Origin of the sequence: Streptomyces sp. HP-A2021 (assembly GCF_022807935.1) — a bacterium.
Classification (GTDB): Bacteria; Actinomycetota; Actinomycetes; order Streptomycetales; family Streptomycetaceae; genus Streptomyces; species Streptomyces afghaniensis.
In genome coordinates this window covers 3,765,743-3,790,013 of the sequence record NZ_CP094344.1, presented here as the reverse complement: position 1 = coordinate 3,790,013, position 24,271 = coordinate 3,765,743, and the positions used below count along the sequence as shown (strand labels likewise).

At 72.0% G+C, this 24,271-nt stretch carries 21 protein-coding genes; 12 read left to right on the top strand and 9 right to left on the bottom strand.

Annotated features, from left to right (window positions below; all coding sequences use genetic code 11):
* Positions 1–95 precede the first annotated feature (95 nt).
* On the bottom strand, positions 96–590 hold the full coding sequence (locus MQE23_RS17060; RefSeq protein WP_243379521.1) for a 2-oxo-4-hydroxy-4-carboxy-5-ureidoimidazoline decarboxylase: 495 nt from the start codon (positions 588–590) through the stop codon (positions 96–98).
* Positions 591–889: 299 nt separating this feature from the next.
* Here MQE23_RS17060 and MQE23_RS17055 point away from each other — a divergent pair, with 299 nt between their 5' ends.
* From MQE23_RS17055 to MQE23_RS17040, 4 genes are all read left to right on the top strand, one after another.
* A complete protein-coding gene (locus tag MQE23_RS17055; RefSeq protein WP_243382666.1) occupies positions 890–2,485 on the top strand; it encodes a glycoside hydrolase family 20 protein in 1,596 nt (531 codons plus the stop codon).
* Positions 2,486–2,581: 96 nt separating this feature from the next.
* A complete protein-coding gene (locus MQE23_RS17050; RefSeq protein WP_020273760.1) occupies positions 2,582–3,088 on the top strand; it encodes a hypothetical protein in 507 nt (168 codons plus the stop codon).
* Positions 3,089–3,195: 107 nt separating this feature from the next.
* A complete protein-coding gene (locus tag MQE23_RS17045) occupies positions 3,196–3,750 on the top strand; it encodes a hypothetical protein (RefSeq protein WP_020273759.1) in 555 nt (184 codons plus the stop codon).
* Positions 3,751–3,904: 154 nt separating this feature from the next.
* On the top strand, positions 3,905–4,300 hold the full coding sequence (locus tag MQE23_RS17040) for a hypothetical protein (protein WP_020273758.1): 396 nt from the start codon (positions 3,905–3,907) through the stop codon (positions 4,298–4,300).
* Position 4,301: 1 nt separating this feature from the next.
* Here MQE23_RS17040 and MQE23_RS17035 read toward each other — a convergent pair whose 3' ends face one another.
* Entirely contained in the window at positions 4,302–5,534 is a 1,233-nt protein-coding gene (locus MQE23_RS17035; protein WP_243379520.1) for an N-acetylmuramoyl-L-alanine amidase, read from the bottom strand.
* Between the two features lie 114 nt (positions 5,535–5,648).
* Positions 5,649–8,261, bottom strand: a complete 2,613-nt coding sequence (locus tag MQE23_RS17030; protein WP_243382664.1) for an N-acetylmuramoyl-L-alanine amidase — start codon at positions 8,259–8,261, stop codon at positions 5,649–5,651.
* 309 nt (positions 8,262–8,570) lie between these two features.
* Between MQE23_RS17030 and MQE23_RS17025 the strand changes: the two genes are divergently transcribed.
* The 4 genes from MQE23_RS17025 to MQE23_RS17010 all read left to right on the top strand — a co-directional run bounded on the left by MQE23_RS17025 (position 8,571) and on the right by MQE23_RS17010 (position 12,509).
* Complete coding sequence (locus tag MQE23_RS17025; protein ID WP_020273754.1) at positions 8,571–9,188, top strand: RNA polymerase sigma factor; 618 nt, start codon at positions 8,571–8,573, stop codon at positions 9,186–9,188.
* Between the two features lie 171 nt (positions 9,189–9,359).
* On the top strand, positions 9,360–10,313 hold the full coding sequence (locus MQE23_RS17020; RefSeq protein WP_243379519.1) for a hypothetical protein: 954 nt from the start codon (positions 9,360–9,362) through the stop codon (positions 10,311–10,313).
* A gap of 463 nt (positions 10,314–10,776) precedes the next feature.
* Positions 10,777–11,451 carry an RNA polymerase sigma factor gene (locus MQE23_RS17015; RefSeq protein WP_243379518.1) on the top strand — a complete coding sequence of 225 codons (675 nt, stop codon included), beginning with the start codon at positions 10,777–10,779 and terminating at the stop codon, positions 11,449–11,451.
* A complete protein-coding gene (locus MQE23_RS17010; RefSeq protein ID WP_243379517.1) occupies positions 11,451–12,509 on the top strand; it encodes a hypothetical protein in 1,059 nt (352 codons plus the stop codon). Before MQE23_RS17015 ends, MQE23_RS17010 begins: the two co-directional genes overlap by 1 nt.
* Before the next feature lie 156 nt (positions 12,510–12,665).
* Here MQE23_RS17010 and MQE23_RS17005 read toward each other — a convergent pair whose 3' ends face one another.
* Positions 12,666–13,520: a L,D-transpeptidase family protein gene (locus MQE23_RS17005; protein WP_037670438.1), complete on the bottom strand. Its 855-nt coding sequence runs from the start codon at positions 13,518–13,520 to the stop codon at positions 12,666–12,668.
* 146 nt (positions 13,521–13,666) lie between these two features.
* Between MQE23_RS17005 and MQE23_RS17000 the strand changes: the two genes are divergently transcribed.
* Both MQE23_RS17000 and leuE read left to right on the top strand, forming a co-directional pair.
* Positions 13,667–15,247, top strand: a complete 1,581-nt coding sequence (locus MQE23_RS17000; protein ID WP_020273970.1) for a methylmalonyl-CoA mutase family protein — start codon at positions 13,667–13,669, stop codon at positions 15,245–15,247.
* A gap of 33 nt (positions 15,248–15,280) precedes the next feature.
* Positions 15,281–15,928, top strand: coding sequence for a leucine efflux protein LeuE (gene leuE / locus MQE23_RS16995; RefSeq protein WP_020273969.1), 648 nt, complete (start codon positions 15,281–15,283; stop codon positions 15,926–15,928).
* Here leuE and MQE23_RS16990 read toward each other — a convergent pair whose 3' ends face one another.
* A complete protein-coding gene (locus MQE23_RS16990; RefSeq protein ID WP_243379516.1) occupies positions 15,929–17,326 on the bottom strand; it encodes an FAD-dependent oxidoreductase in 1,398 nt (465 codons plus the stop codon).
* 74 nt (positions 17,327–17,400) lie between these two features.
* On the opposite strand from MQE23_RS16990, the gene MQE23_RS16985 reads away from it, so the two are divergent.
* Positions 17,401–18,051 (top strand): TetR/AcrR family transcriptional regulator C-terminal domain-containing protein, encoded by a 651-nt coding sequence (locus MQE23_RS16985; protein ID WP_020273967.1) that lies wholly within the window; start codon positions 17,401–17,403, stop codon positions 18,049–18,051.
* Positions 18,052–18,061: 10 nt separating this feature from the next.
* Here MQE23_RS16985 and MQE23_RS16980 read toward each other — a convergent pair whose 3' ends face one another.
* From MQE23_RS16980 to MQE23_RS16965, 4 genes are all read right to left on the bottom strand, one after another.
* Positions 18,062–18,982, bottom strand: coding sequence for a class I SAM-dependent methyltransferase (locus MQE23_RS16980; RefSeq protein ID WP_243379515.1), 921 nt, complete (start codon positions 18,980–18,982; stop codon positions 18,062–18,064).
* A gap of 63 nt (positions 18,983–19,045) precedes the next feature.
* Positions 19,046–20,149, bottom strand: a complete 1,104-nt coding sequence (locus tag MQE23_RS16975) for an acyltransferase (protein WP_243382662.1) — start codon at positions 20,147–20,149, stop codon at positions 19,046–19,048.
* Between the two features lie 227 nt (positions 20,150–20,376).
* Entirely contained in the window at positions 20,377–21,708 is a 1,332-nt protein-coding gene (locus tag MQE23_RS16970) for an alpha-2,8-polysialyltransferase family protein (RefSeq protein WP_020273964.1), read from the bottom strand.
* A complete protein-coding gene (locus tag MQE23_RS16965; protein WP_037670434.1) occupies positions 21,708–22,694 on the bottom strand; it encodes a glycosyltransferase family 2 protein in 987 nt (328 codons plus the stop codon). Before MQE23_RS16965 ends, MQE23_RS16970 begins: the two co-directional genes overlap by 1 nt.
* Before the next feature lie 198 nt (positions 22,695–22,892).
* Between MQE23_RS16965 and MQE23_RS16960 the strand changes: the two genes are divergently transcribed.
* Positions 22,893–24,239, top strand: a complete 1,347-nt coding sequence (locus MQE23_RS16960; RefSeq protein WP_243379514.1) for a DUF6716 putative glycosyltransferase — start codon at positions 22,893–22,895, stop codon at positions 24,237–24,239.
* Positions 24,240–24,271: the final 32 nt, after the last annotated feature.

The following is a 24,271-nucleotide window of genomic DNA, read 5'->3' as shown; positions in this document are numbered from 1 at the left end:
GAGGCGCTGCCGCTGGGCTGAGCCGGGGTCTGGCTGTGTGATCAAACTGGCATGCGTACGGGCTAGCCTTGCGGCTTGTGGGGTGGGGTGTCCTGTTATCTGCCTGGTGCGGGTTCGTTGTGGTTGCTCGCGCAGTTCCCCGCGCCCCTGAGGGCATGTACCAACCGTTCTCTCGCCAGGCGGCGGAGCTCTTCCGCCACCACCACGCGTTCTTCCTCTGGATCGTTGGTCAATCGTGACCGGATGCCCTCGAGGATGTGGTCCAGGCATTCACCCCGCGGCACCCCCTCCAGGCAGATGACGAACACATGTCCGAAGCGGGCCTCGTATGCGGCGTGGGCTGCGCTGAGGGCCGTGTAGGCCGCTGAGTACGTGCCGGGCGGGAGCGTCGGCAAGGACTCCGCTGCCAGGGCCTCGGTCAGGTCGGGCCAGGTGAGGTCGTAGGCCGCCTCGTCCGCCGCGGCCAGCAGGGAGTCCAGGTCCGGATAAGGGCGGTGTTCCGCGACACGCCGACGCCAGCGGGGGCTGCGCAGGCAGGACAGGAGGGTCTGCTCCAGGGCCTCCTCGGAGGCCGCGTTGAAGTGCTCCACCGGTATGGCGAGTCGGCCGGGGAGGTCTGGGAGACGGTGCGCAGGCAGCGTGGGTCCTCGTGGGCGTCACGTGTGTCGGCAGGGTGTGTTGTGAGAGATGTGACGTCACGCTATCGAGTACGACCATGACGTGTCCGACGGATGCCCGAATTTCACCCGGGAGAGAGAGATTCGGCACGCGTGGTGGACGGGCGTGAGGTGACGGGGGGTCTTAGGTTGGCGATGTGAGTCAGCACAGGCGCCGAGGTGCGGCGAAGCAGGGAAAGCAGGGGAAGCAGCGGCAGGTGCTGGTCGTGGCCATGGCCGTCGCCCTGGTCGTGATCGCGGCCGGGGTGAGCCTGGGGCTCTGGGCGGCCTCGGGCGGCGACGGCGGGGCCACCGGGCCGGAGGCCAGATCGTCCCAGGGCCGGTCCGCGGCCGCCCCGCGGGGCACCTCGCCGGAGGGCGCCCCGAGTCCGAGCCGCTCGTACGCCCTGTCCAAGGCGCCGCAGACGATCCCCGCCGTGCGCGAGCACACCGCGGCGCGCGGCCCGGGCTGGCGCCCCGCGAGCGGGAACCGTGTCGTCGTGGACGACCCGGCGCTGGCCGACGAGGGCCGGCTGATCGCCGGTGAGCTCGGGCTGAGGTACGACGGCGAGAAGGACGACCGGCGTGCCGGGGACGTACGGCTGACGCTGGACGACGACAAGAAGGCGAATCCCGAGTCGTACGTCATGACCGTGCGCGACGGGCGGGTGGAGATCAGCGGTCCCGCCGACGCGGGCGTCTTCTACGGCACCCGCACCCTCAAGCAGGAGGTGCACGACGGCGGTACCGCGCCCGAGGGCGTGGTGCGGGACGAGCCGGCCAAGCCGGAGCGCGGGTTCATGCTGGACATCGCGCGCAAGAACTACACGGCCGGCTGGATCGAGGACCGGATCCGCGAACTGGGCGATCTGAAGTTCAACCAGCTCGGTCTGCACTTCTCCGACGACCAGGGATTCCGGATCGAGTCCGACTCGCATCCGGAGATCGTGTCCCAGCAGCATCTGACCAAGGCGCAGGTGCGGAAGATCGTCGACCTCGCGGAGAGCCGGCACATCACCGTCGTGCCCGAGATCGACTCGCCCGGGCACCTCGGCGCCGTCCTCGACGCCCACCCCGACCTCCAGCTGCGCACCGCGCAGGGGTCGGCGGTGCAAGGGGCCATCGACATCTCCAAGAGCGAGAGCGCCGAGATCGTCGACGACCTGCTGAACGAGTACGCGGACCTGTTCCCCGGCGAGCCGTGGCACCTGGGCGGCGACGAGTACCAGGCACTGGTGCGCTCCGACCCGGAGGCGTCGTTCCCGCAGCTGGCCGCCGCCGCGCGGGAGAAGTACGGCTCCGGAGCGACGGTCGCCGACCTCACCACCGGCTGGCTCAACGACCGGGCCGCCACCGTCCGCAATCACGAGCGCGTCCCGCGCGCGTGGAACGACGGCTTCTTCAGGGACACCTCCGTCGACGCCGACAAGGACATCCAGGTCGGCTACTGGACCGGCAAGGAGATCGGGGCCCGGCCGCCGGCGGTGTACCTGAGCGCGGGCCGGAAGGTGATCAACTACAACGACGAGTTCCTGTACTACGTGCTCGGCGAGCCGCAGACCTTCGTCTACCCGACGGGGCAGCGGATCTACGAGCAGTGGACGCCACGGGTGCTGCGCGACACGCAGGCCGTGCCGGAGCGTTACGACGGGCAGATCCTCGGCGGGGTCTTCGCCGTCTGGGGAGACGTCCCGAACGCGCAGACGCAGGACCAGGTGGCGGCCGGGATCCGGATGCCGCTGCGGGCGACCGTCCAGAAGCTGTGGGACCCGGGCCGGCCCGAGCTGTCCTGGGCGGAGTTCCGGGCGCTTGCGGACAGGCTCGGCTGACTGCACACGAATTGGCCCGTACGGCTGCGAACTGCCGTACGGGTGTGGTGGTCTTCTGACGCGAGCCGAATCGAATATGCCGGGGGGAACCGGAGCATGGGGTACTGGGGGTACTTCGTCGTGGGCCGTGGGGAGCGGCCGCTGGCGGAGCTGGACGCTCTGACGGGTGTGACGGACGGGATGGTGCGGCGCACCTCGGCGCCGGGCGGGTGGCAGGTCTGGGAGTACCCGAGCAGCGACGGCGACGTGGGGAACATGAACGCCCTCGCCCGGGAGACCGGGGCGCCCGCGCTGTTCGGGTACGTCATGAACAGCGAGTGCGTGGTGCTGGAGGCCGCGGCGCCGGAGAGCGGGACGTGGACGACCTGCCTCGCCCGGGCCGCCATGGCCGGGTACCTGGGGGCCGACCGGGAGGGCCTCACTCTGGAGGACTACTTCCTCGAACCCCGCGACGCCGCCGAGCGCGCGGTCCGCTGGTCCGCCGAGGCCGGGCACGAAGTGAACGCCGACGCTCTTGTGGACGTACTCACTTCAGACCCCGACCCGCTGGCCGAAAACCTCTTCTTCCGCTTCCTCGACCGACTGGGCGTCGTGCCCCTGTGACGTTCCGGGGCCGTTGCGCGCAGTAAGGGGAAGTGCGGGTTCCGTGAGGGGTGAGGGCCGGAAGCGGCCTGGTAGGGCCCCTGCAAGGCCCGCGGAGGGAGGCGTGGATGAGCCTGGTGGAGTTGATCGCACAGGCCGACGAACGCGGGCTGGCCGCGAGCGGGCTGGCTTGTCTGGATCGGTGCGTGCCCCTGCTGGGCGGCGACGACGAGACCCTGCGGCCGCTGTGGGCGAGCCTCAGCGACGGCGCCGGCAGCGGCGACTGGGGTGAGGGGCTGGAGCAGGTGCGCAAGAAGCTGGACGCCGCCGGTACCGGGGACGAGGCGATCGTGCTCGCCCACCGGATGCTCGAGGCCGCTCCCGCCGAGCGGTCCCCCGGCGGGGTGCGGGTGTGGGCCGACGCCTGCTCCGTCGCGTCCCTCCAGATCCACCGCCTCCTCGACACCGCGGCCGACGACGCCTCGTCGGTCGCCGTGCGCCGCGAGGGCCGTACGGAGGGCATGTCGCCGCTCGTCGCCGCGGAACTGCGCCGCCAGATCACCGTCCTGGAGGTCCTGGCCGGACACGGCCCGGCCGGGCTGCGGCGGGCGCTGGAGGTGTCGACCGAGGGGCGACGGGTGCTGCGCGCGGTCGTCTCGCGCCGGAGCCGGCAACAGACCTGACGGACACCGCGCCCGGCTCCCTGACCGGCCTAAACCCCCGTTCCTGGGAGAGTCCTGTGACCGTCCGTTGGGCGAGGTGGGGCGGTCCTGCGCCGCTTCGGGGAAGTCGCCGATTCCGTGTGACGAAACGCCACGCCGCAGCGCTTTCCGGGGTGTGACGACTCAAGCGGAAACCAGGCCCTCGGCCGCGGCGAAGCCGCTGCGGTGGGCGGCGGACACGGTGGCGACGATGCGCGAGGGAGCACGGCTGCGCCTCGACTACTCGGCACAGAGCCTGTGGAGCATCGACCGGATGATCGAGGGGATACGGCGGGAAGGAGCGCCGTACGCCGCCGTGCAGGAGGTGCTGCGCGGATTCGGGGCCTACGCCGGTGAGGTGATGGCACGTCAGGCCGGGGCCGAGTGGTGGGCGACGGGCGGCGACCACTGGATCCGCACCCCCGACGGGCGCCTCTGGGACCCGATCGACGAGGCCCGCCGCTGCTACGCCGGGCACGGCTCGCTGCGGCTGCTGTGCCGGGACGCGACGACGGCCGCGCCCCGGCGGTAGCTCAGCGCGGGAACGCCACCGTGGTGTCCTCGGTTCCGGGACCGGCCGGATCCGCGGCCATCTCGTCGGGCCCCGTCGCCATCTCGTCGTGCCCCGCGGCCATCTCGTCGGGCCTGGCGGCCTTCCCGGCGAGGGTGCGGATCCCGGGCAGGTCGCTGTAGAGGTGCCGGCCGGGACACTCGGTCGGGTAGCCGTCGCGGTGCCCGGAGATGCGGTGCAGCGTGGCCTTCTGGCCCGCCTTGTACTTGCCGTTGCCGGCACCGGCGGTCAGCACCACCGTGCCGGTCGGGTCGATGCCGTACAGGCCGAGCTTCCAGGCCGCGACCTTGGCGACCGACTCGCGCACGGCGGTGTTCGCGGTCGTCTTGCTGTAGTCGCCGAGCACCGAGACGCTGCTGGTGGCGGTGTTGAAACCGTAGGTGTGCGCGCCGAGGACGGGCTTGTCCATGCCGCCCGCACGGCCCTCGAAGACCGTGCCGCACTTGTCGACGAGGAAGTGGTAGCCGATGTCGTTCCAGCCGTTGCTCTGCACGTGGTAGAGGAACACGCCGCGCACGATCGACGCCGACTGGGCGCAGGTGTAGTCGTTGGTGCCCGCCGTGTGGTGGACGAACATCGCCTTGGTGTCGGTGGTGTAGGTGGGCGGGTCCTTCACCAGGGACTCGTCGGCGCCCCAGGCGGAACGCGACGTGACGGCGGGACGTTCGGCGTGGGGCGCACCGGCGGCCGGTTCGACGACGTCCGGTTCCACCACGTCCGGTTCGACGGCCGTGGCCTGCACGGCGTCCGCCCCGCCGTCCGGATCGACCAGTTCGACGCGCAGCCCCTTGGGCAGCCGCCCGCCCGACACCCGCACCTGGACGCCGTCCGAAGGCCCGGTCCACAGCGGCTGCGTGCCGCCGCGGACTCCGGCGCGGTGGCGGTCGGGGCCCGTCTCGGGCGTCCGGACGTCGGTGTCGAGCGCGCGCCACGCGCTCCATGCGCCGCTCTCGCGGGAGCGGGTGCGCACATGCGCGGTGCCGTCCAGGGCCGCGTCCGGGTCGTCCCAGGTGACACCGATCATGCTGAACGGCTCGGTGGTGCGCGGGGCGAGGGACCGCTGGTGCGGGTCACCGTCCGGCACCCGGACGGTGTGCACGCCGTCGGAGGAGGAGGTCCGGGCGGGCTGGGTCAGGCCGAGCGTGCCGGCGGCCAGGGCGGTGGCGACGGCGGTGTGCAGCAGAAGGCGTGTCATGCGTGGCTCGATTCCGGTCCTCTTGGGGGCGATGGGGGAGGCTTTCCCCATCGCCCACCCGTCCGTTCGGTCTTCCGGAGAAATCCGGCGAACGGCCGAGGACCGGTCGAGTTGTCACGGCGTCAGCGTCTGGCCCAGGTGAGCGTCCGTCGGGGTGCCCAGCGTGGACTTGCCGAAGACGACGGAGTCGGCGTAACCGAGGCCGGTGCTGTTGCTCGGCAGGTACAGCAGGACGCCGTCGCCCCCGTCCTCGCCGTCGGCGCCGAACGTGAGGTCCGCCCGGCCGTAGCCGGACAGGTCCGTCAGCGACACCGACGAGCCGAAGCGGTCGCCGGTCTCCGTCGAGCCCGGGACGCCGGAGGTGTCCTGCGAGATCCCCACCGAGCCGGAGCCGGTCAGACCGGACGCGGTGCCCTTGACGAGGATCGCGTCGCCCGCGTCGGCGCGGTTGACGCCGTCCCGGGTCAGGTCCTCGCCCGGGGCGCCCGCGAGGGCGTCCGCGTAACCGTCGGCGTTGTAGTCGCCGACCGAGACGGAGGTGCCGAGGGCGTCACCGGACTCGTTGCCGCCCGGCACGTACGCCGTGTCCTGGTGGATCACGGTCATGCCGGTGGTCGTGAAGCCCGTGGCCGTGCCCGGGACCATGGTGATCTGGCCGCCGGACTTCCCGCCGGACTCGGACGCGACCGGCTGGCCGATGACGATGTCGTCGTAGCCGTTGCCGTTGATGTCACCGGCGGCGAGGGAGCAGCCGCCCTTGACGGAGATGACGCCCACCTTGGTCAGACCGGTCGCGGAGCCCGCGAAGCGGACGACCCGGCCGATGCCGCCGGTGTCGCGGTAGTTCAGGGCGATGTCCGCGTAGCCGTCCCGGTTGAAGTCGCCGGTCGCGGCGTCGAGGTAGGAGACGGCGCCCGTGGCCGTGGTGAGCGTGCCGTACTTGGTGGCGCCGCCCGTCAGCCGGGCGTTCCAGTTGCCGCCCCTGCCGGTGCCGGCGGAGAAGACGTCCGCCTTGCCGTCGCCGTTGAAGTCGCCGACGGCGACCGTGGAGCCGAGTTTGGCGCCCGTCGAGGTGAGTCCTGACGTGGTGTAGGAGAAGCCGGTGTCGAGGGCGGGACCGTACATCACCGTGACAGCGCCGCGGTCGGCGTGGCCGCTGGTGTCGTCCTCGCCTGGTGCGCCGATCGCGAGGTCGGCGTAGCCGTCGCCGTTGACGTCGCCCCACGCGGTGGACGTGCCGAAGCCGTCGCCGGACTCGTGGGAGCCGGGCACGCCCGGGCTGCTCTGGCTGAGCGTCACCTTGGCGGCGGTGACCGGGCCGTCGATGCCGCCCGGGACGACGGTGACGGTGCCGCCGCCGCTCAGCGCCTTGGGCGTGCCCGCGACCAGGTCGGTGAGGCCGTCGCGGTTGTAGTCGGAGGTGGCGAGGGCGTGCGAGATGCCCGGGGTCTTGGCGACCTGGGCGATGCGGGAGAGCTGGGAGTAGAGGTTCGCGCCGGGGCAGGCGGTGGCGTTGGTGTCCCGGTGGCCGAAGACCCGGGGCAGGGTGATCGAGACGCCCTTGTCGACCTTGTTGCCGTCCTGGCCGGCCGGGCTGCCGGAGGTGAGCGTCACCTTGCCGGTCGGGTCGATGCCGTACATGCCGAACTTCCAGGCGACCAGACGGGAGATCGCGTCGAGCGCGGCGCGGCTCGGCCGGGCCTTCTCGAAGTTGCCGATGTAGGAGATGCCGACGGTGTCGGTGTTGAAGCCGACGTCGTGGGCGCCGGTGACCGGCAGGTCCATGCCGCCGCTGCGGCCCTCGAAGATCTGGCCGCACTTGTCGACGACGAAGTTGTAGCCGATGTCGTAGTAGCCGCGGGCGAAGTGCTCCTGCTGGATGGAGCGCATTCGGGCCCGGGACTGCGCGCAGGACAGGGTGTTGTCGCTGTCCATGCCGGTGTGGTGGACGACGGCGGCCTTGATCTCGGTGCCGTAGGCCGGTGTGCCGTCGTAGTCCGTGGAGGCGCCCCATTCGGCCTGCGTGATGACCGGCGGCTTGACGACGGTGGAGGGGCGGGGCGCGGGGACCGTGGGCGTCGGGGAGGGGGATGCCGTCGGGGTGGGGGACGCGGGCGTGGTGGGAGACGCGGACGTGGTCGGGGACGCCGTGTCGCCGGGGGTGCCTGTCGGCGTGGCCGTCTCGGTCGGGGTGGCCGTCTCCGTCGGGGCCTCGGTGGGAGTCGTCGGGGTCTGGGTGGGGGCCGTCGGCTCCGTCGTCGGGGTGGGGGTCTCCTCGGCGTAGGCCGCGGGCCGGATGGCGCCCTTCGGGTCGGTGCCCGGGTCGAGGAGCTTCACGTCCATGCCGGCGGGCTGACCGCCCGCCTCCGTGCCGTCCGCGTTCACGACCCGCACCTCGACGCCGTCCGCGTCGCCGGTCCAGAGGGACTCGGTGCCACCGCGCAGCGCGGCCCGCTCGCCTTCCGCGCCGTCGGCCTGGCTGGGGTCGGCCGCCAGCTTCTGCCAGCCCGACCAGCGCCGGCTCTCCAGATCCCTGGTCCGCACCTCGGCCGTGCCCCGGACCCGGGCGTCCGGGTCGTTCCAGGTCAGCAGTACCGCGCTGAACCGGTCCGTGTCCTGTTTGCCCAGGCCCTTGCGCCCGGAGCCCTTCTCCTCGAGCTTCACGGTGTGGACGGCCGGCTTGCGGCTCTGGGACGCGCCGCCGGGACCGCCGGGCGGATCAGCCATCGCGTACGTGACGACCCCTGCTCCGCTCAGGACCACGGCGCCGATGGTCAGCCACGCCCGTCTCTTCAGACTGAGCGGTTTGTACGCACGCGTGCTGCGAGGACTCAACTACCCCACCCCTAGAACTGGTCACATTCGCACCCGCTGTCACACAGATGCCATTCACCCAGCGCACAGCTATGGCCAAACGTCACCCGGTTGTGTCGATGCCGCGTCCTACCGGGCCGGAGCCCACGTCTGCTGTGACACTTCTCCGTAGTCCGGCGCTGATGATCGTGGAGGGCAAATCAGTACGGACGAGGACGGTTCTTGGGCCAGCGAGAGGAACCCCGGCGCGCGCAGGCTCGTGACGGGGAACTGGGCGAGGCCGTCGAGCGGGCTCAGGACGGTGACGAGGCGGCCTTCGCGGTCGCCTACCGGATCGTGCAGCCCGGGCTGCTCGGCTATCTGCGCGGACTGGTCGGGGACGACGCGGAGGACGTGGCCTCCGACGCCTGGCTGGAGATCGCCCGGGACCTGGGACGGTTCAAGGGCGACGGGGCCGGGTTCCGCGGCTGGACGGCGACCATCGCCCGGCACCGGGCGCTGGACCACCTGCGCCGCCAGCGCGTACGGCCGAGGTCGTCCGCGCTGGAGCAGGACGTCCTGGACCTGCCCGGGCCGCACAGCACGCACGACCAGGCGCTGGAGGCCATGTCCACCGAGCAGGCGCTGCGGCTGGTCGGGGGCCTGCCGCAGGACCAGGCCGAGGCCGTGCTGCTGCGTGTCGTGGTGGGGCTGGACGGACCCGCCGCCGCCCGGGTCCTGGGCAAGCGGCCGGGTGCCGTGCGGACGGCCGCGTACCGGGGCCTGAAACGCCTCGCCACCCGGCTGGGCGCAGAGGGTGTGACGGATGAGGCTCCCCGGACGCTGGGGGAGTCGAAATGAACGATGCCGGCTGGCCGGGCGGCGTCGCCGGGTCCGGTGCCCTGAACAGGGCGGACGAACGATACGTATGGATCGGACCCGGAATGCCGGGCCGGTCGGCCGGGCCGGCCGGGTCGTATGGACCCGGCGGGCACCGCGGGACGCGTGGATCGAGCAGGGACGGAACAGGACATGGGTGACCATCGGAGCGGCGGCGGGTTTCCGGGCCGTCGGCGTGTGCACCCTGGGGGCTCCGCCTGCGACCACCGGGCGGCGCGTGACGCCGACGGCCGGCTGCCCGGCCACCGCGGGACGGCCGGCTTCGACAGCCCGGGCCTCGGCGCCCGGCACGTCTTCGACGAAGCCGAGCTGGAGGCGCTGCTCGTGACCGCGCTGGTCCGGGACCGGATCGACGCCGAGGCCGAGCAGCGGGCTGTGGCCGCGTTCCTGGCCGCCCGGGACGCCGGCGTGCGCCGGGCCCGCACTCGCCGCCGCGACGACTGGCGGCCCCGGGAGCGGCGGTATCCGGGGCGTTCGCTGAAGGCCACGCTCTCCGTGCTGCTCGCCAGTCTCACGCTGGGCGGGGTCGCGGTCGCGGCGATCGGCTCGGTGGGCTCCACGGACGGTGCCGGTGACCGCGGTCGCCCGCCCGCCGCCACCCGCGCCCCCGGCGCCTCGGCGGGCGGGGCCACCGGCACTCCGTCCGGTTCCGCGTCCGCACGCCCGGACCGCCCCGCTCCCTCCCGGGACACCGAGGCCCACTGCCGTGCCTACGAGCAGGCCGACGGCCGGGGCAAGGCCATGGACGCGACGGCCTGGAAGCGCCTCGTCGAGGCCGCGGGCGGTGAGAGGAACGTCACGGCGTACTGCGCCGAGCAACTGGCCCGGGCGAAGGCGAAGCCCGGCAGCACCGCACGACCGGAGAAGAGCGAAGGCGCCTCCGGTGCCGCCGGCGCGGACAACGGCTCGGGCAACGCGGACAGCGGGCCCGGCAACGCGGACAGCGGCTCGGGCAACGCGGACAGCGGCGCGGGCAACGCGGAGAACGGATCGGGAGCCGCGCGCAACGGCGGGGACGACCCCGCCGACGGCACCTCGGCCGGGGCCAAGGGCAAGCCCGCCCAGCCCAATGACCGCCGTCCGTAGCAGAATTCGGCATCAGGAGCCAGAGAGTCACGTGTCCACGCCCGGCCGCACCGCCCGGGTGCCAGGCCGTATCGCGCAGGTGCCCGGCCGCCTCGCCAGGTCACCGGTGGGTCCCGCCATGGCAACGGCCGAGGCCGCCACCCCCCACAGGAGAGGCCCCGGCCGTCGCGCGGCACGGGCCGCGCGGCGGCCCGTACTACCTACAGCGCCCGGGGTGCGTTTTCTGTCACACCCCACCGTGTCACGGCTTAGTTGCATCCTGGGCGGACATGGACGGGGAGTGGTTTCAGGTCGTAACGTGCCTTTCGCGCCAACGCGGAGGCACCAAGACCACCGCAACCACCTGCGGTCATCACACCGCAACCACTTGCGGTGATCACACCGCAACCATCAATTGAGGAACCACGACGGCGAGAACCCGGTCCGCGAAAGCGGCGCCGGCTCAGGCGCAGAAGGGCGCGCGGTGCTGGGGGACGACGCGGAGCTGACCGCCGCGGTGCGCGCGGCACAGGACGGAGACGAAACCGCGTTCCGGACTGTGTACCGGGCCGTGCACCCGCGGCTGCTCGGGTACGTACGGACGCTGGTCGGCGACCCCGACGCCGAGGACGTGACCTCCGAGGCCTGGTTGCAGATCGCCCGGGACCTGGAGCGGTTCACCGGTGACGCGGACCGCTTCCGCGGCTGGGCCGCCCGTATCGCCCGCAACCGTGCGCTGGATCACATACGCATGCGCGGCCGCCGGCCCGCGATCGGCGGCGACGAGACGGAACTGGCCGGCCGGGCCGCCGAGTCCGACACCGCCGACGAGGCCATCGAAGCACTCGCCACCGACGGCACGTTCTCCCTGATCTCCCGGCTGCCGCAGGACCAGGCGGAGGCGGTCGTGCTGCGCGTGGTGGTGGGGCTCGACGCGAAGACCGCCGCCGAGACCCTCGGCAAGCGCCCGGGCGCCGTACGCACGGCGGCCCACCGGGGCCTGAAGCGGCTCGCCGAGCTGCTCGGCGACGATCCGGAGGCCGATCCGGAATCCGCCGGAGTCCTCGACGCCCTGCCGTCCCAGCGAGAACCGCGCGGCGGTGCCATGGCGTCCGCACGTGTGACGCAAAGCGTCGCGCGGACGCAGAAGGATGTGTGATGGCCGACGAGCAGTACAGGTGGCTGGACCGCGAAACGGCGGAGCGTTTGCTGAGCGGAGAGCCACCCGAAGCTGTCGACGGCGCCTCCCGGGCCGAGGCCGAACGGCTCGCCGCAGCGCTCCGCGCGCTCTCCGCCGCACCCCCGCCGACCAGCGACGAACTCCCCGGTGAGGCCGCGGCGATGGCCGCCTTCCGCAAGGCGCGCGCGGAACGCGCCGACACCGCGGCGGCCCCCGGGGCCGACGGCGGGCGGGCCCGCAGCGAGGTCGCCGACGCCGGGCTGGTCCGGATCGGAACCCCGCGCGGCAGCGGCTCCGGCGACGTCCGGAGGCCTCGCTGGGCTCGTCCGGCGCGCCTCGCCCTGGCCGCCGCGCTGGCGGTAGGCATGGCCGGCGGTGCCGCCCTCGTGGCCGGAACCGGAGCCCTGAAAGCACCGTTCGGCAACGACGAGCCCCGGCCCGGCTCCTCGGTCTCGGCGGCCGTCACTCCGCCCGAGCGCCCGCTGGTGTCGCCCTCGCCGAGCGACGCCGTGCAGGGCGGGTCCACGCCCGACGACAACCCGAGTGGCGGCGACCCCGGGCGGGACGTGGCAGGCGACGACCCGGCCCAGAAGCCCGGCTCCGGCGACCGGGGCGACAGCCACAGCGACAGCCGCGGGAAGCTCGCTGCCGCCTGCCGCGACCTCCGCGACGGCAAGCGGCTGGACGCCGACCGCAGGCGGGCCCTGCGCGACGCGGCGGGCGGCTCCCGGGTCTGGAAGTACTGCAAGGGCGTTCTGTCCGGGTCCGGCGGACGCTCGGCGGAGCGGCACGACGAGGACACCGACCGGCGCGATCGCGACGACAGGTCCGGGAAGCAGCACCGGAAACACGACCGCGAGCAGGACGGTGACCGTGTGCAGGACGAGGCCGGAAAGAAGGCCGAGAAGCGGGCCGGGAAGCGTGCCGAGCGGCAGGACGGCGACGCCGCCGCGGACCGCGGCCGGTCCACACGGTCTCTCGCACCCCTCCGACCTGCGGTTTCGTACCCCGCGAAAATATCCTGGCCGAGGGTGTGACGTTTTCGGCCGCCCCGGCGCAGTAATGAGTGAGCCGACTGGTCATCGGCCGTCGCACGGAGCCGGGGTTCCCCCCGTACCTACGGCTCGTGCACCTGAGCGCGGGCGGGACACGTTCCCCGGTCCCGCCCGCGCCCCAATTCCCCTTCCGCGTCCTCACCAGGACACGACGACCTTGTCGCCGTCGCGGACCTGCGCGTAGAGCTCCGCGATCGCCCCCTCGTCCCGGACGTTGACGCAGCCGTGGGAGGCGCCCGCGTAGCCCCGGGCCGCGAAGTCCGGGGAGTAGTGCACGGCCTGGCCGCCGCTGAAGAACATCGCGTAGGGCATGGGCGAGTCATAGAGCGTCGACACGTGGTCGCGGGACTTCCAGTAGACGCTGAACACACCCTCCCGGGTCGGTGTGCCGCGTGAGCCGAAGCGGACGGCCATCGTCGACACGGTCCGGCCGTCGATCATCCAGCGCAGGGTCCTGCTGGTCTTGTCGATGCACAGCACCCGCCCGGTCCTGCAGCGCGGGTCCGGTGGGTCGGCCGGCTGCCCGCCCATGAGGTAGAGGTCCCAGGTGCCCGGCTCGCGGGTCATCCGCAGCAGCCGCTGCCAGGTGACGGTGTCGGTCTTCCCGGTGCGCGGCAGCCCTCGCTTGCCCTGGAAGCCGCTGACCGCCCGCTGCGTCGACTCGTCGTACGTGCCGGTCGGTCCGTCGAAGAGCCAGGCGACCTGCCGCAGCCGGGCCTGGAGCTCGCGGACGTCCCGGCCGGTGTCGCCGCGGGACCACAGCACGCGGGGCGGCACGGCGGCGGCGCTCGGTTTGTCGTCGCCGGGAGCGGTGGGAGCGGTGGTGCCCGGTCCGCCACCGTCGGCGGGGGTACGGGCCGGGGAGGGGGTGTCGCCGGGTAACTCGATGTGCACCGGTGAGCGGCTCTTCCCGCTGCCGTCGGGGGCCTGCACGGTGCAGCCGGCCAGGACGGCCGCCCCGGCGACTGCCACTGCGATCGCTGCTCTCCCCATGCCCGTGGTACGCACGCGGCCCTCCGTCGTCTCACCGGTGTGCCCGGATGTCACCTGAGATGTTCCCCGGGGATGACCCGTCGCGAACCACGGGGCATGGTGGTGAGCGAGGTCCCTACAGTCCGTCCTGCGGGAGGCATCAGACCATGGCGCGCGAGTCGGAGTCCGGACTGCCCATCGAACCGGTCTACGGGCCGCAGGACCTGCGGGACTGGGACCCGGCGCAGAAGCTGGGGGAGCCGGGGGCGTATCCCTTCACCCGTGGCGTGTACCCGACCATGTACACCGGCCGGCCCTGGACGATGCGCCAGTACGCGGGCTTCGGCACGGCCGCCGAGTCCAACGCCCGCTACCGGCAGCTGATCGCCCACGGCACGACGGGCCTGTCGGTCGCCTTCGACCTGCCCACCCAGATGGGCCACGACTCCGACGCCCCGCTCGCGCACGGCGAGGTCGGCAGGGTGGGCGTCGCCGTCGACTCGATCGACGACATGCGGGTGCTGTTCGGCGGCATCCCGCTGGACCAGGTCTCGACGTCGATGACGATCAACGCCCCCGCGGCCCTGCTGCTGCTCCTCTACCAACTGCTCGCCGAGGAACAGGGCGTCGACGCCGGCCGGCTGACCGGCACGATCCAGAACGACGTGCTGAAGGAGTACATCGCCCGCGGGACGTACATCTTCCCGCCGAAGCCCTCGCTGCGCCTGATCGCCGACATCTTCAAGTACTGCCGGGCCGAGATCCCGAAGTGGAACACGATCTCGATCTCCGGCTACCACATGGCCGAGGCGGGTGCGAGCCCGGCGCAGGAGATCGCCTTCACCCTCGCCAACGGCATCGAGTACGTCCGCACGGCGGTGGCGGCCGGCATGGACGTCGACGACTTCGCGCCCCGCCTGTCCTTCTTCTTCGTCGCTCGTACGACGCTCCTGGAGGAGGTCGCCAAGTTCCGCGCCGCACGCCGGATCTGGGCGCGGGTGATGAGGGAGGAGTTCGGCGCGGAGAACCCCAAGTCGCTGATGCTGCGCTTCCACACGCAGACGGCGGGCGTCCAGCTGACGGCCCAGCAGCCGGAGGTGAACCTGGTCCGGGTCTCGGTCCAGGCGCTGGCGGCGGTGCTGGGCGGCACCCAGTCGCTGCACACCAACTCCTTCGACGAGGCGATCGCGCTGCCCACGGACAAGTCCGCGCGCCTCGCCCTGCGCACTCAGCAGGTCCTCGCCCACGAGACGGACGTGACGGCGACCGTCGACCCGTTCGCCGGCTCCTACGCCATCGAGAGGATGACGGACGACGTCGAGGCCGCGGCCGTCGAGCTGATGGCCCGGGTGGAGGAGCTGGGCGGCGCGGTCGAGGCGATCGAGCGCGGCTTCCAGAAGGACGAGATCGAGCGCAGCGCCTACCGCATCGCGCAGGAGACCGACTCCGGCGAGCGGGTCGTCGTCGGCGTCAACCGCTTCCAGCTCGACGAGGAGGAGCCGTACGAGCCCCTGCGCGTCGACCCCGCGATCGAGGCACAGCAGGCGCAACGCCTGGCCGGGCTCCGCGCGGAGCGCGACCAGCCGGCGGTGGACGCGGCCCTGGCCGCCCTGAAGAAGGCCGCCGAGGGCGAGGACAACGTCCTGTACCCGATGAAGGACGCGCTGAAGGCCCGGGCCACGGTGGGCGAGGTGTGCAACGCCCTGCGGGAGGTGTGGGGGACGTACGTCCCGAGCGACGCGTTCTGATCCTCCCGCCGCCCCCGTGCGACACTCCCTTCCATGTTCGGTGTCATCGATCTGCCCACCTACCTGGCGGGCCTCGTCCTGATCGTTCTGCTGCCCGGTCCCAACTCCCTGTACGTCCTGTCCGTCGCCGCCCGGCGCGGTGTGCGTGCCGGGTACACCGCCGCGGCCGGTGTCTGGTGCGGGGACACTGTGCTGATGACGCTGTCGGCGGCCGGGGTCGCGTCCCTGTTGCAGGCCAACGCGGTGCTGTTCGGCATCGTGAAGTACCTGGGGGCCGGCTATCTGGCGTGGCTGGCCGTCGGCATGCTGCGGGCCGCGTGGGCCATGTGGCGGACGCGTGCGGAGCGGTCCGCCGGTGCGGAGGCTTCCGCGCCCGCCGGGGAGCGGCCCTTCCGCCGTGCCTTCGTGGTCAGTCTGCTGAACCCCAAGGCGATCCTCTTCTTCGTCGCCTTCTTCGTGCAGTTCGTCGACCCGGGGTACGCCTATCCCGCCCTGTCCTTCGTCGTCCTCGGCGCTCTCGCCCAGCTCGCCAGCGTGCTCTACCTCAGCGCGCTGATATTCGGCGGCACCAGGCTGGCCGCAGCCTTCCGCCGCCGCAGGCGTCTGTCGGCGGGGGTGACCTCGGCGGCGGGCGCGCTGTTCCTCGGGTTCGCGGTGAAGCTGTCCCTCGCGAGCGCGTGATCAGAGTCCGGCGCACCCCAGGTACTGCCGCAGTCCGTCGCCCGTTTCGCCCGCCCAGCCCACATAGCCGTCCGGCCGTACCAGGAACAGGCCCTTTCCGTATGTCGACTGCTCCGCGCCGCTGACCGCGTGCACCGGCTCCGGCAGCGCCGGCGCCGTCGTCCCCACCGCCACCAGCGTCCAGTGCGGTCCCCGGAACGCGTCGAAGAGCCGTACGCCGTCCAGCGTGCCGTCGGGTGCGCGGTCGCCGGCCCGGAGGGCGCCCGGGGCCGTGCGGGTCTCCTGGGTGAGGGACGACTCCCGGTATCCCAGCCCCAGCTGGCGGGTCGCTTCGCCGCGCCGCGTCTCCCCGCGGTGGACGCGCGTCGACAGGCCGAGCATGTCCGCGGCGACCGGGCGCCGTTCCTCCTCGTAGGTGTCGAGGAGTGACGCCGGCGCACCGCCCGTCAGCACCGCGCCCAGCTTCCACCCCAGGTTGTAGGCGTCCTGGACGCTGGTGTTGAGGCCCTGGCCGCCGGCCGGGGAGTGCACGTGTGCCGCGTCGCCGGCGAGGAAGACCCGCCCGGAGCGGAAGCGGTCCGCCAGGGCCGCCCGGGGGCGGAAGTCCGAGGCCCAGCGCACCTGGGTCACGGCCTCCGGCGCGAGGTGCGAGCGGGCGCCGACGACCTTCCGCACGCCCTCAAGGGAGAGGTCCGGGGGCGTCCCCTCCGGGAACTGCGCCATCAGCTGGAAGTCCTCCGTGCCGGCCAGCGGGCAGAGCGCGAGGAAGCCGTCGCCGTCCCCGCGCGGTGGGAAGATGTGCCAGTTGTCGCGGTCCAGGCCGCTGATCCGGACGTCCGCCACCAGCGTCGGGTTCGGGTCGACGGTCTCACCCGTCATGCCGATGCCGAGCAGCCGGCGCACCGTCGAGCGGCCGCCGTCCGCCGCGACGGCGTACCGGGCGGTGACCGGCGCACCGGCGGTGAACTCCGCGCGGACCGCGTCCGCGTCCTGCGTCAGGCCGACGACCTCCCGGCCGAAGGCCACCTGCCCGCCCAGTTCCTCCAGCCGTGCCCGCAGGATCTGCTGCGTGCGCCACTGCGGCACCATCCACGGCTCGGTGTACGGCGAGTCCTCGCTCTCCTCGCCCGGGTCGAACATCCGGTGCTCTCCGACTCGCCTGCCGTCCTGCCAGATCATCCCCACCGGGTAGGGGCCGCCCGCCGCGCGGATCGCGCCGAGCACGCCCAGGTCGTCGAAGACCTCCATCGTGCGCGGCTGGATGCCCTTGCCGCGCGAACCGGGGAACAGCCCCTCCGCCCGCTCGACCACCAGCGCGGCCACGCCGCGCCGGGCGAGATCGATGCCGAGTGCCAGACCGGTCGGGCCCGCACCCACCACCAGTACGTCCGTGTCCATGAGCCACCTTCTCCTTAACGCTGTTAAGTTCCGTCGTTTCCGAGCGTGGCCTTAACGGTGTTAAGTTGTCAAGCGTGAGTACGGAACGACGCGCGCCCCTGGACCGTCGACGGGTCGCGGACACCGCGCTGCGGCTGCTGAACGAGGTGGGCCTGGACGGCCTGACCCTGCGCGCCATCGCCCGGGAACTGGACGTGAAGGCGCCCGCCCTCTACTGGCACTTCAAGGACAAGCAGGCGCTGCTCGACGAGATGGCGACGGAGATGTACCGCCGGATGGTCGCCGGGGCCTCGCTCGACCCTGCCGACACCTGGCGGGAGAGGCTGCTGAAGGCCAACCGGGGACTGCGTGGCGCCCTGCTGGGCTACCGGGACGGCGCCAAGGTGTTCAGCGGCTCACGCTTCACCGGGATCGAGCACGCCGGGCAGATGGAGGACAACCTGCGCCTGTTCACGGCCGCCGGCTTCACCCTCGCCCAGGCGGTCCGCGCGCTCACCACGACGTATCTGTACACGCTGGGCTTCGTCACCGAGGAACAGGGCGTCCAGCCGCTGCCGGGCGAGCGGCGCGAGGGCTACGACATGGACGAACGCGCCCGCCTGATGGCCGACTTTCCACTGTCGGCCCAGGCGGGCGCGGAGATCTTCGAGGACTACGACGGGCACTTCGAGGAGGGACTCGCGCTCGTGATCGAGGGGATCGGGGCGCGGTACGGGGTCTCATGACACCCCTGGGTCAGGACCGCTGCGCGCGTGCCCGCCGTACGGCCCGGGTGACCACGGGGGGCAGCAGGTCCTTGGCGAGCCGGCGGGCCCGGGAGGGGGCGGGCCGGGCCGGGCGCGCGGCGCGGGACTCGGTGACCCCGGCGGCCGGGGCACTGGCCGGCACCGGTGCCGTGTAGTGCCGGGACGGCGGGAAGGGCGGCGGCTTCATGCCCCGGGACCGGGCGCGGACCAGCCGGTGCCCGGCCGCCTCCTGCACGCTCAGCCCGACGTCCGTGCGCTGCCGCAGCATGTCGAGCAGCTCCTCCTGGAGCGGCTCGGGGTCGCCCCAGGTGCCGTAGAGCTTCTGCGTGCTGAGGCAGACCGGGCGCAGGCCGCGGTTGAGGACGGCCTCCCAGGCGGCGACCGAGACACCCGGCGTGTGCTCGGAGCGGAAGTCGTCGAGGACGACGATGCCCTCGGGCAGCAGGATGTCCTGGGCGGCGCCGATGTCGCCGTACACGTGCTCGTACAGGTGCGAGGCGTCGACGTGGACGAAGCGGCAGCTGTCCGGGGCCACCTTCTCGGACACCACCGAGCTGGGGGCCGCGATCACTGTCGGCAGGGTGTCGTGGAAGGAGAGGTAGTTCCGCTCGAAGGCCTGCTGGGTGAGCGAGGCGTACGACTTCGTGGACTCCGCCTTGTTGGCCTCGTCCGGGGCGTCGCCCTCGAACAGGTCGCAGACCGTGAACTTCTCACCGCCCTGGAGGTGGTGGCCGAGGAGGATCGCGCTCTTGCCCATGTAGACACCGAGCTCCAGCAGGTCTCCGCTCATGCCCTGCTTCTGCTGCCGCTCCAGGAACCAGGTGAACAGCATCTGGTCCAGTGGCGGGAACCAGCCGGGGACGTCGGCGAGTTCGCCGGGGTACGTGTCGGTCGCTTGTGCGTTGGTCATGAGACGAGCCTTCTCTCTGAGCGTTGCCCAAACCGACGGTGGGTTGAACGTCCCGTGAACAGCTCAGCGAGTCTTCGCCAGCGCTGCCCGCAGCCGTGGCGTCAGTGGCTTCTCCACATACTTGTTCAGCAGCCACGCCAGCAGCAGCATTGAGGCCACGGTCAGGGCGAATGTCGCCCCGGATGGCAGGTCCAGGCCGCGGTGCAGGGCGTGTATCACCACCCAGCCGAGGTGTTCGTGGACCAGGTAGAACGGATACGTCAGCGCCCCCGCCACCGTCAGCCAGCGCCAGTTCGCCCAGCGCAGCCAGCCCAGCGCGATCGCCGCGACCGCCACGAAGCCGAAGGTGACGACCAGCATGATGCCGACCGAGGAGCGGTACGAGAAGCCGTCCGCGCCGGGCGCGTGCCACAGACTCTGCACCGCGTAGTGCTGCCCGATCAGCCAGCTCACGGCGACGATGCCCCAGCCGTAGACGTCCCGGCGGTCGAGGTGGACGAGGTAGAGGCCGACACCGCCGATGAAGAAGGGGGCGTACTCGGGCATCACGACGATGTCGAGCAGCGGCATCTTCGCGTTCTGCGCGATCACCGCCGCCAGCGTCCAGCCGGCGCAGAACATGATCACCCGGCGGCGGTTCGCCCCGGGGAGCACGACACACAGCGCGAACAGCGCGTAGAAGCGGACCTCCGCCCACAGCGTCCAGCACACCCCGAGCACCCGGTCCACGCCCAGCGGCATCTGCAGCATGGTCAGGTTCACCAGCGCGTCGCTCGGCGAGACCGCCTTGTACGCCACCACGGGCAGTGCGAACACCGCCGTCACGAGCACGACCGCCACCCAGTAGGCGGGCAGCAGCCGGGAGGCGCGGGAGGCGAAGAACGACTTCAGGGGCCGGCCCCAGCCGCTCATACAGATCACGAACCCGCTGATCACGAAGAAGACCTGGACGCCGAGGCAGCCGTAGGCGAAGTACTCGTGCAGCGTCGGGAACTGCTCCTTGGGTGAGGTGCCCCAGGCCTGGGAGACCTCACCGTCGCGCCCGCCGTAGTGGTACGCCGCCACCATCAGCGCGGCCACCAGCCGCAGTCCGTCCAGAGCGCGCAGCCGGCCGCCGGAGTCCTTCCGGCGTGGGATGGTCGTGGCGCCCGGTGGTTCGACCAGCACGGCGACTTGGGGCCCGGGCTTACGGGTGCTGACGACCGTCTCGGTCACGCTGAAAACCTCTGTAGCTCGTATGTCCTTCACCTGAGCCGCCTGTGGGCGGGCAGGGCGCCGACTGTCACCCTAGGACCGAGGTTGACGCTAAAACGTTCGACAGAGGCACCCTTCGCCTGCCGGTCTCCATGGGTTCATCTGGATGTCGCCGAGCCCGGCCGCCGGGCACACCTTCTTCAGCGGCGCACCGCCTTGCGCAGCGCCCGTGCCCGCCGGACCACCCGGCGTGCCGTGGAGTTGCGGGGCAGGAAAGCCAGCCGCTGCGGAATGCCGCCGGGCAGTCCGAGCGAGGTGAGACGGCGCTTCTTGAAGTACCGCCGGGTGCGCGGACCGAGGTGCCGGGACAGGAACGCTTCCGCCCGCGGACGCAGGTCCGGGTAGATCTGCGGCTGCATGGTGAACCCGACGGCGGTCACCAGGTCGGACAGCAACTCGGCGGGCAGCAGGTCGCCGTCCTCGCCGCCGTCCAGGTCGGGCAGCAGCGCGTCCGCCAGGGTGGTGGGGATCCGGTTGCTGTTCTGGTACGGCGTCAGCCGCTCCAGCAGCAGCTCGGTGCCGATGCGCGCGACCGGCAGCTCGTAGAACACCGAGGCCGTGAACAGCGCTGTGGAGAAGCAGCCGATGACGAGCGCGGGCCGGGTCCGGTCGAACAGCACCTCGGCGAGCACGGGCGTGTCCAGCACGGTGAGGTCCACGCCGAGCTTCTCGGCCTCGGTCTCCAGGGCGCGGCTGTAGCGGGCCGGCGCGGTCGGGTGCGGCTTGAAGACGACCGTGCGGTGGCCGCGGGCGACCGCGCCCCGCATCATCCGCACGTGCAGGTCCTCTTCCTCCTCGGGGGAGAGGATGTTCAGCGCCGACAGGTACTGGCCGAGCAGCAGCGCCGCGTCGCCGGGCAGGTCGGGCAGCTCGGGCACGGTCTCGGTGACCTCGCCCAGCACCTTCAGGAACGCGGGCGACGGCACCAGCCGCGCCGGCACCTCGAACTCGGTCAGCAGCATCGGCGTGAGCCCCGGCACCAGGTCGAGGTGCAGCAGCCGCCGCACGCGCGTGCCGACCAGCGGGTCGAGCTTGTTGCGCGTGGGCCCGTAGCTCATCAGCCCGTCGGCGTAGACGTCGATGGGGGCGTCGGTGAACAACTGCGCCACCGTCAGCGCGGGCGCCACCTGGATGGACTCCAGGACCAGGCTCACCCGGTCGTCGCCGAGGCCCCACAGCATCCGCAGATAGCGCTCGAACAGCGGGATGTCGTCGGAGCGCGGCGTCCACGCCCCGGGGTGGAACGGGCGGATGGCGTCGTTCCAGGACAGCACGTCGTCGAAGTGCTCGCGCAGCGGCGCGAAACCCGGCATCTCGTCGAGGGCCGGAGTGGTCTCCGGGTTCGCTGAGTTGTTGAACACCAGCAGCACCCGGCGGTCCGGCTCCTCGAAGAGGTCGGAGTCGATCGCGGCGGCCAGGGTGGCGACGCCGTACAGCGTCGAGGCGCAGAAGATCTGTGTGGTCCCGGGCATCAGGCGGCCGCTCCCGCCGGGGTGACCCTGCGCCGCAGCCGCCGCAGCTTGGACGAGCGGTCCATGTCCATGGCCTCCAGTGCGTCACCGAGCGCGTCCTGCGGCATCCGCTTGATGGCCGCCGCGCTCATCGACCGCAGCTGCCTCGCCACGGCCGGTTCGAACCTGTCTTCGTTGGAAAGGTGGTGCGCGATGATCGCGCAGTACGTCCGTACCGCCTTGGGCAGCAGCCGGTCGGCCTCGCGGTCGGCGGCCGTCTCCTCGATCACCTGGTCGAAGGCGCGGATGAAGTCGAGCTGGCGGACATCGCCGATCTGGGTCAGGGACGAGGCCACCCCGCGCCGGTAGAACACGCCCAGCAGGCTCACCACGGCGAACGACTCCGCCTCGCGGTGCAGCTTCCAGATCCACGGCCGGTCCTCGGCCGTGCGCAGACCGTCGGTGAAGTGGAGCACGCCCCGGTCGAGGAGGCGGCGGTGGTAGGCGCCGGCCCAGGCGTAGGCGTAGTCCACCGAGGTCGAGCGGTGGGAGGGGAGGATCGCGTCCCGCGGACTGAACGCCTCCCAGCGCCGGCCGACCGGGACCCGGGAGACGGAACGGGCGCGCGCGGTGGCCTGCACATGGTCGGTGCGGATGAAGTCGCAGCCCAACTCGTCCAGGGCGGACACCAGTTCGGCGAGGTAGCCGGGGGCCAGCCAGTCGTCGCCGTCCAGGAACGTCAGGTACTCGCCCTGCGCCGCGTCCAGGCCGGTGTTGCGGGCGGTGGCGAGCCCCCCGTTCTTCTCGTGTCGGATGTAACGCACCTGCGCGACATCCGAAAGGTCCTCGGCCGCCCGTTCGAGAATGGCCGGTGTTTCGTCCTTCGAATGGTCGTCGACCAGAATGAACTCGAAATCACGGTCGGCGTTCAACCGAAGGCTTCTGAGGGTGTCCGGGGCGTATTGCTGCACGTTGTAGAACGGCACGATCACGGAAAGCTTAGGCACCCGCAAAACGTTAGGAGGCCGTCCGGCTCCGGAACTTTCCGGTGAACATACACTGGGTGAACTCAATGTGTCAGAACGGTGCACCCCGTGTACTTCCCCGTTCGCCACGGGCCAGTTCGGCTCCCGGTGGGGTGTTGTTAACTTTTCGTTGAGTCGTGGTTCCGCCATACCTAGGAATTGCTTCCTAGCGTCTTCGACGTGCCAGCAAGTACACCGAAGCGCCCGCGAATCGCCGTCCTCGCGGACTCCGACACCCGATGGAAATGGGGTGCGCTCACCGCGCACCGCATCGCCCCGGGACAGTCCATGGAAACCGGACCGCGCGAGAGCGCGCAAGCCGGCCCCGCACTCGACGGATTCCTGCTGCGCGGCCGGGCCACGCCCACGCCGCGCCAGCTGGAGGAAGTGGGCGTGCGCGCCGACTCGCTGCGGGAGGTCACCGCCGTCGAGTTCCTGCGCACCATGGCCGAGGAGTCCTACGACGTCCTCGTCCTCGCCCTCGTCGGCGGCGGTGTGCAGGCGATGCTGCACGGCCTGGGGCGCGCCTGGCAGAACCGGACCTCGCGGCCCGTCGTCGTCACCGGCTACGTCGGTGTCGTCTACGAGAAGCTCGCCGACGGCCTGCTGCTGCGGCACGGCGCGGACCTCGTCCTCGCCAACTCCCGTCAGGACGCGGACCGTTTCCGGGCCGTCTACGAAGGGGTGGGCGCCGACGCCACGTCGGTGACCGAGGTGGCCCTGCCGTTCCTCGGCGGTGCGCCCTACGAAGGGGAACACGACCCGTACACGGTCGTCTTCGCCGCCCAGCCCTCCGTACCGGAGAGCCGCAAGGACCGTACGTACCTGCTGAACCGGCTCGTGCAGCACGCCCACAGGCACCCCGAGCGCGAGGTGCTGCTGAAGCTGCGGTCCAAGCCGGGCGAACACACCACCCACATCGAGGAGTTGCCGTACCAGAAGCTGGTGCAGCGCCTCGATCCGCCGGCCAACTTCCGCCTGGTCTACGGGAACATGGGCGAGGTTCTCGACCGCACCGACCTGCTCGTGACGGTCAGCTCCACGGCCGCCCTGGAATCGCTGCACCGCCGCATCCCGACCGTCGTGCTGACCGACCTGGGCGTCCGTGAGGCCCTCGGCAACCACCACTTCGTGGGCTCCGGCTGCCTCGCCTCCTGGGACCAGCTCGACGCCGGACACCGGCCGGCGCCCGACGAGGAGTGGGTCGCCCGGCAGGGCGTGGTCGCGGACGGTTCCTACGAGTCCGCCTTCGACGCGGCACGCGAACGCATCGCCAAGCTGCTCGACCGGCCCGGCGGACTGCCGCCGCTGGCCCCGTACTACACACCCGTCACCGCCCCCGGCTATCTGCCCGGGATCCTCGCCCGCCACCACCTCGGCCCGGACGGCACCCCGCTGCCCGGCGCGCCGGCCGCCGACCGGGAGCCCGGCCCGGTCCGGCAGATCGTGCGCCGGGCGGCGCGCGGCGCCTACCGGCACGGCGTGCAGCGCGTGGCGCCCGTCATCCGGCGGATGGGGGAGCTGTGAGCCGCCCCGAGCCCTCCGCCCAAGCAGCCCAA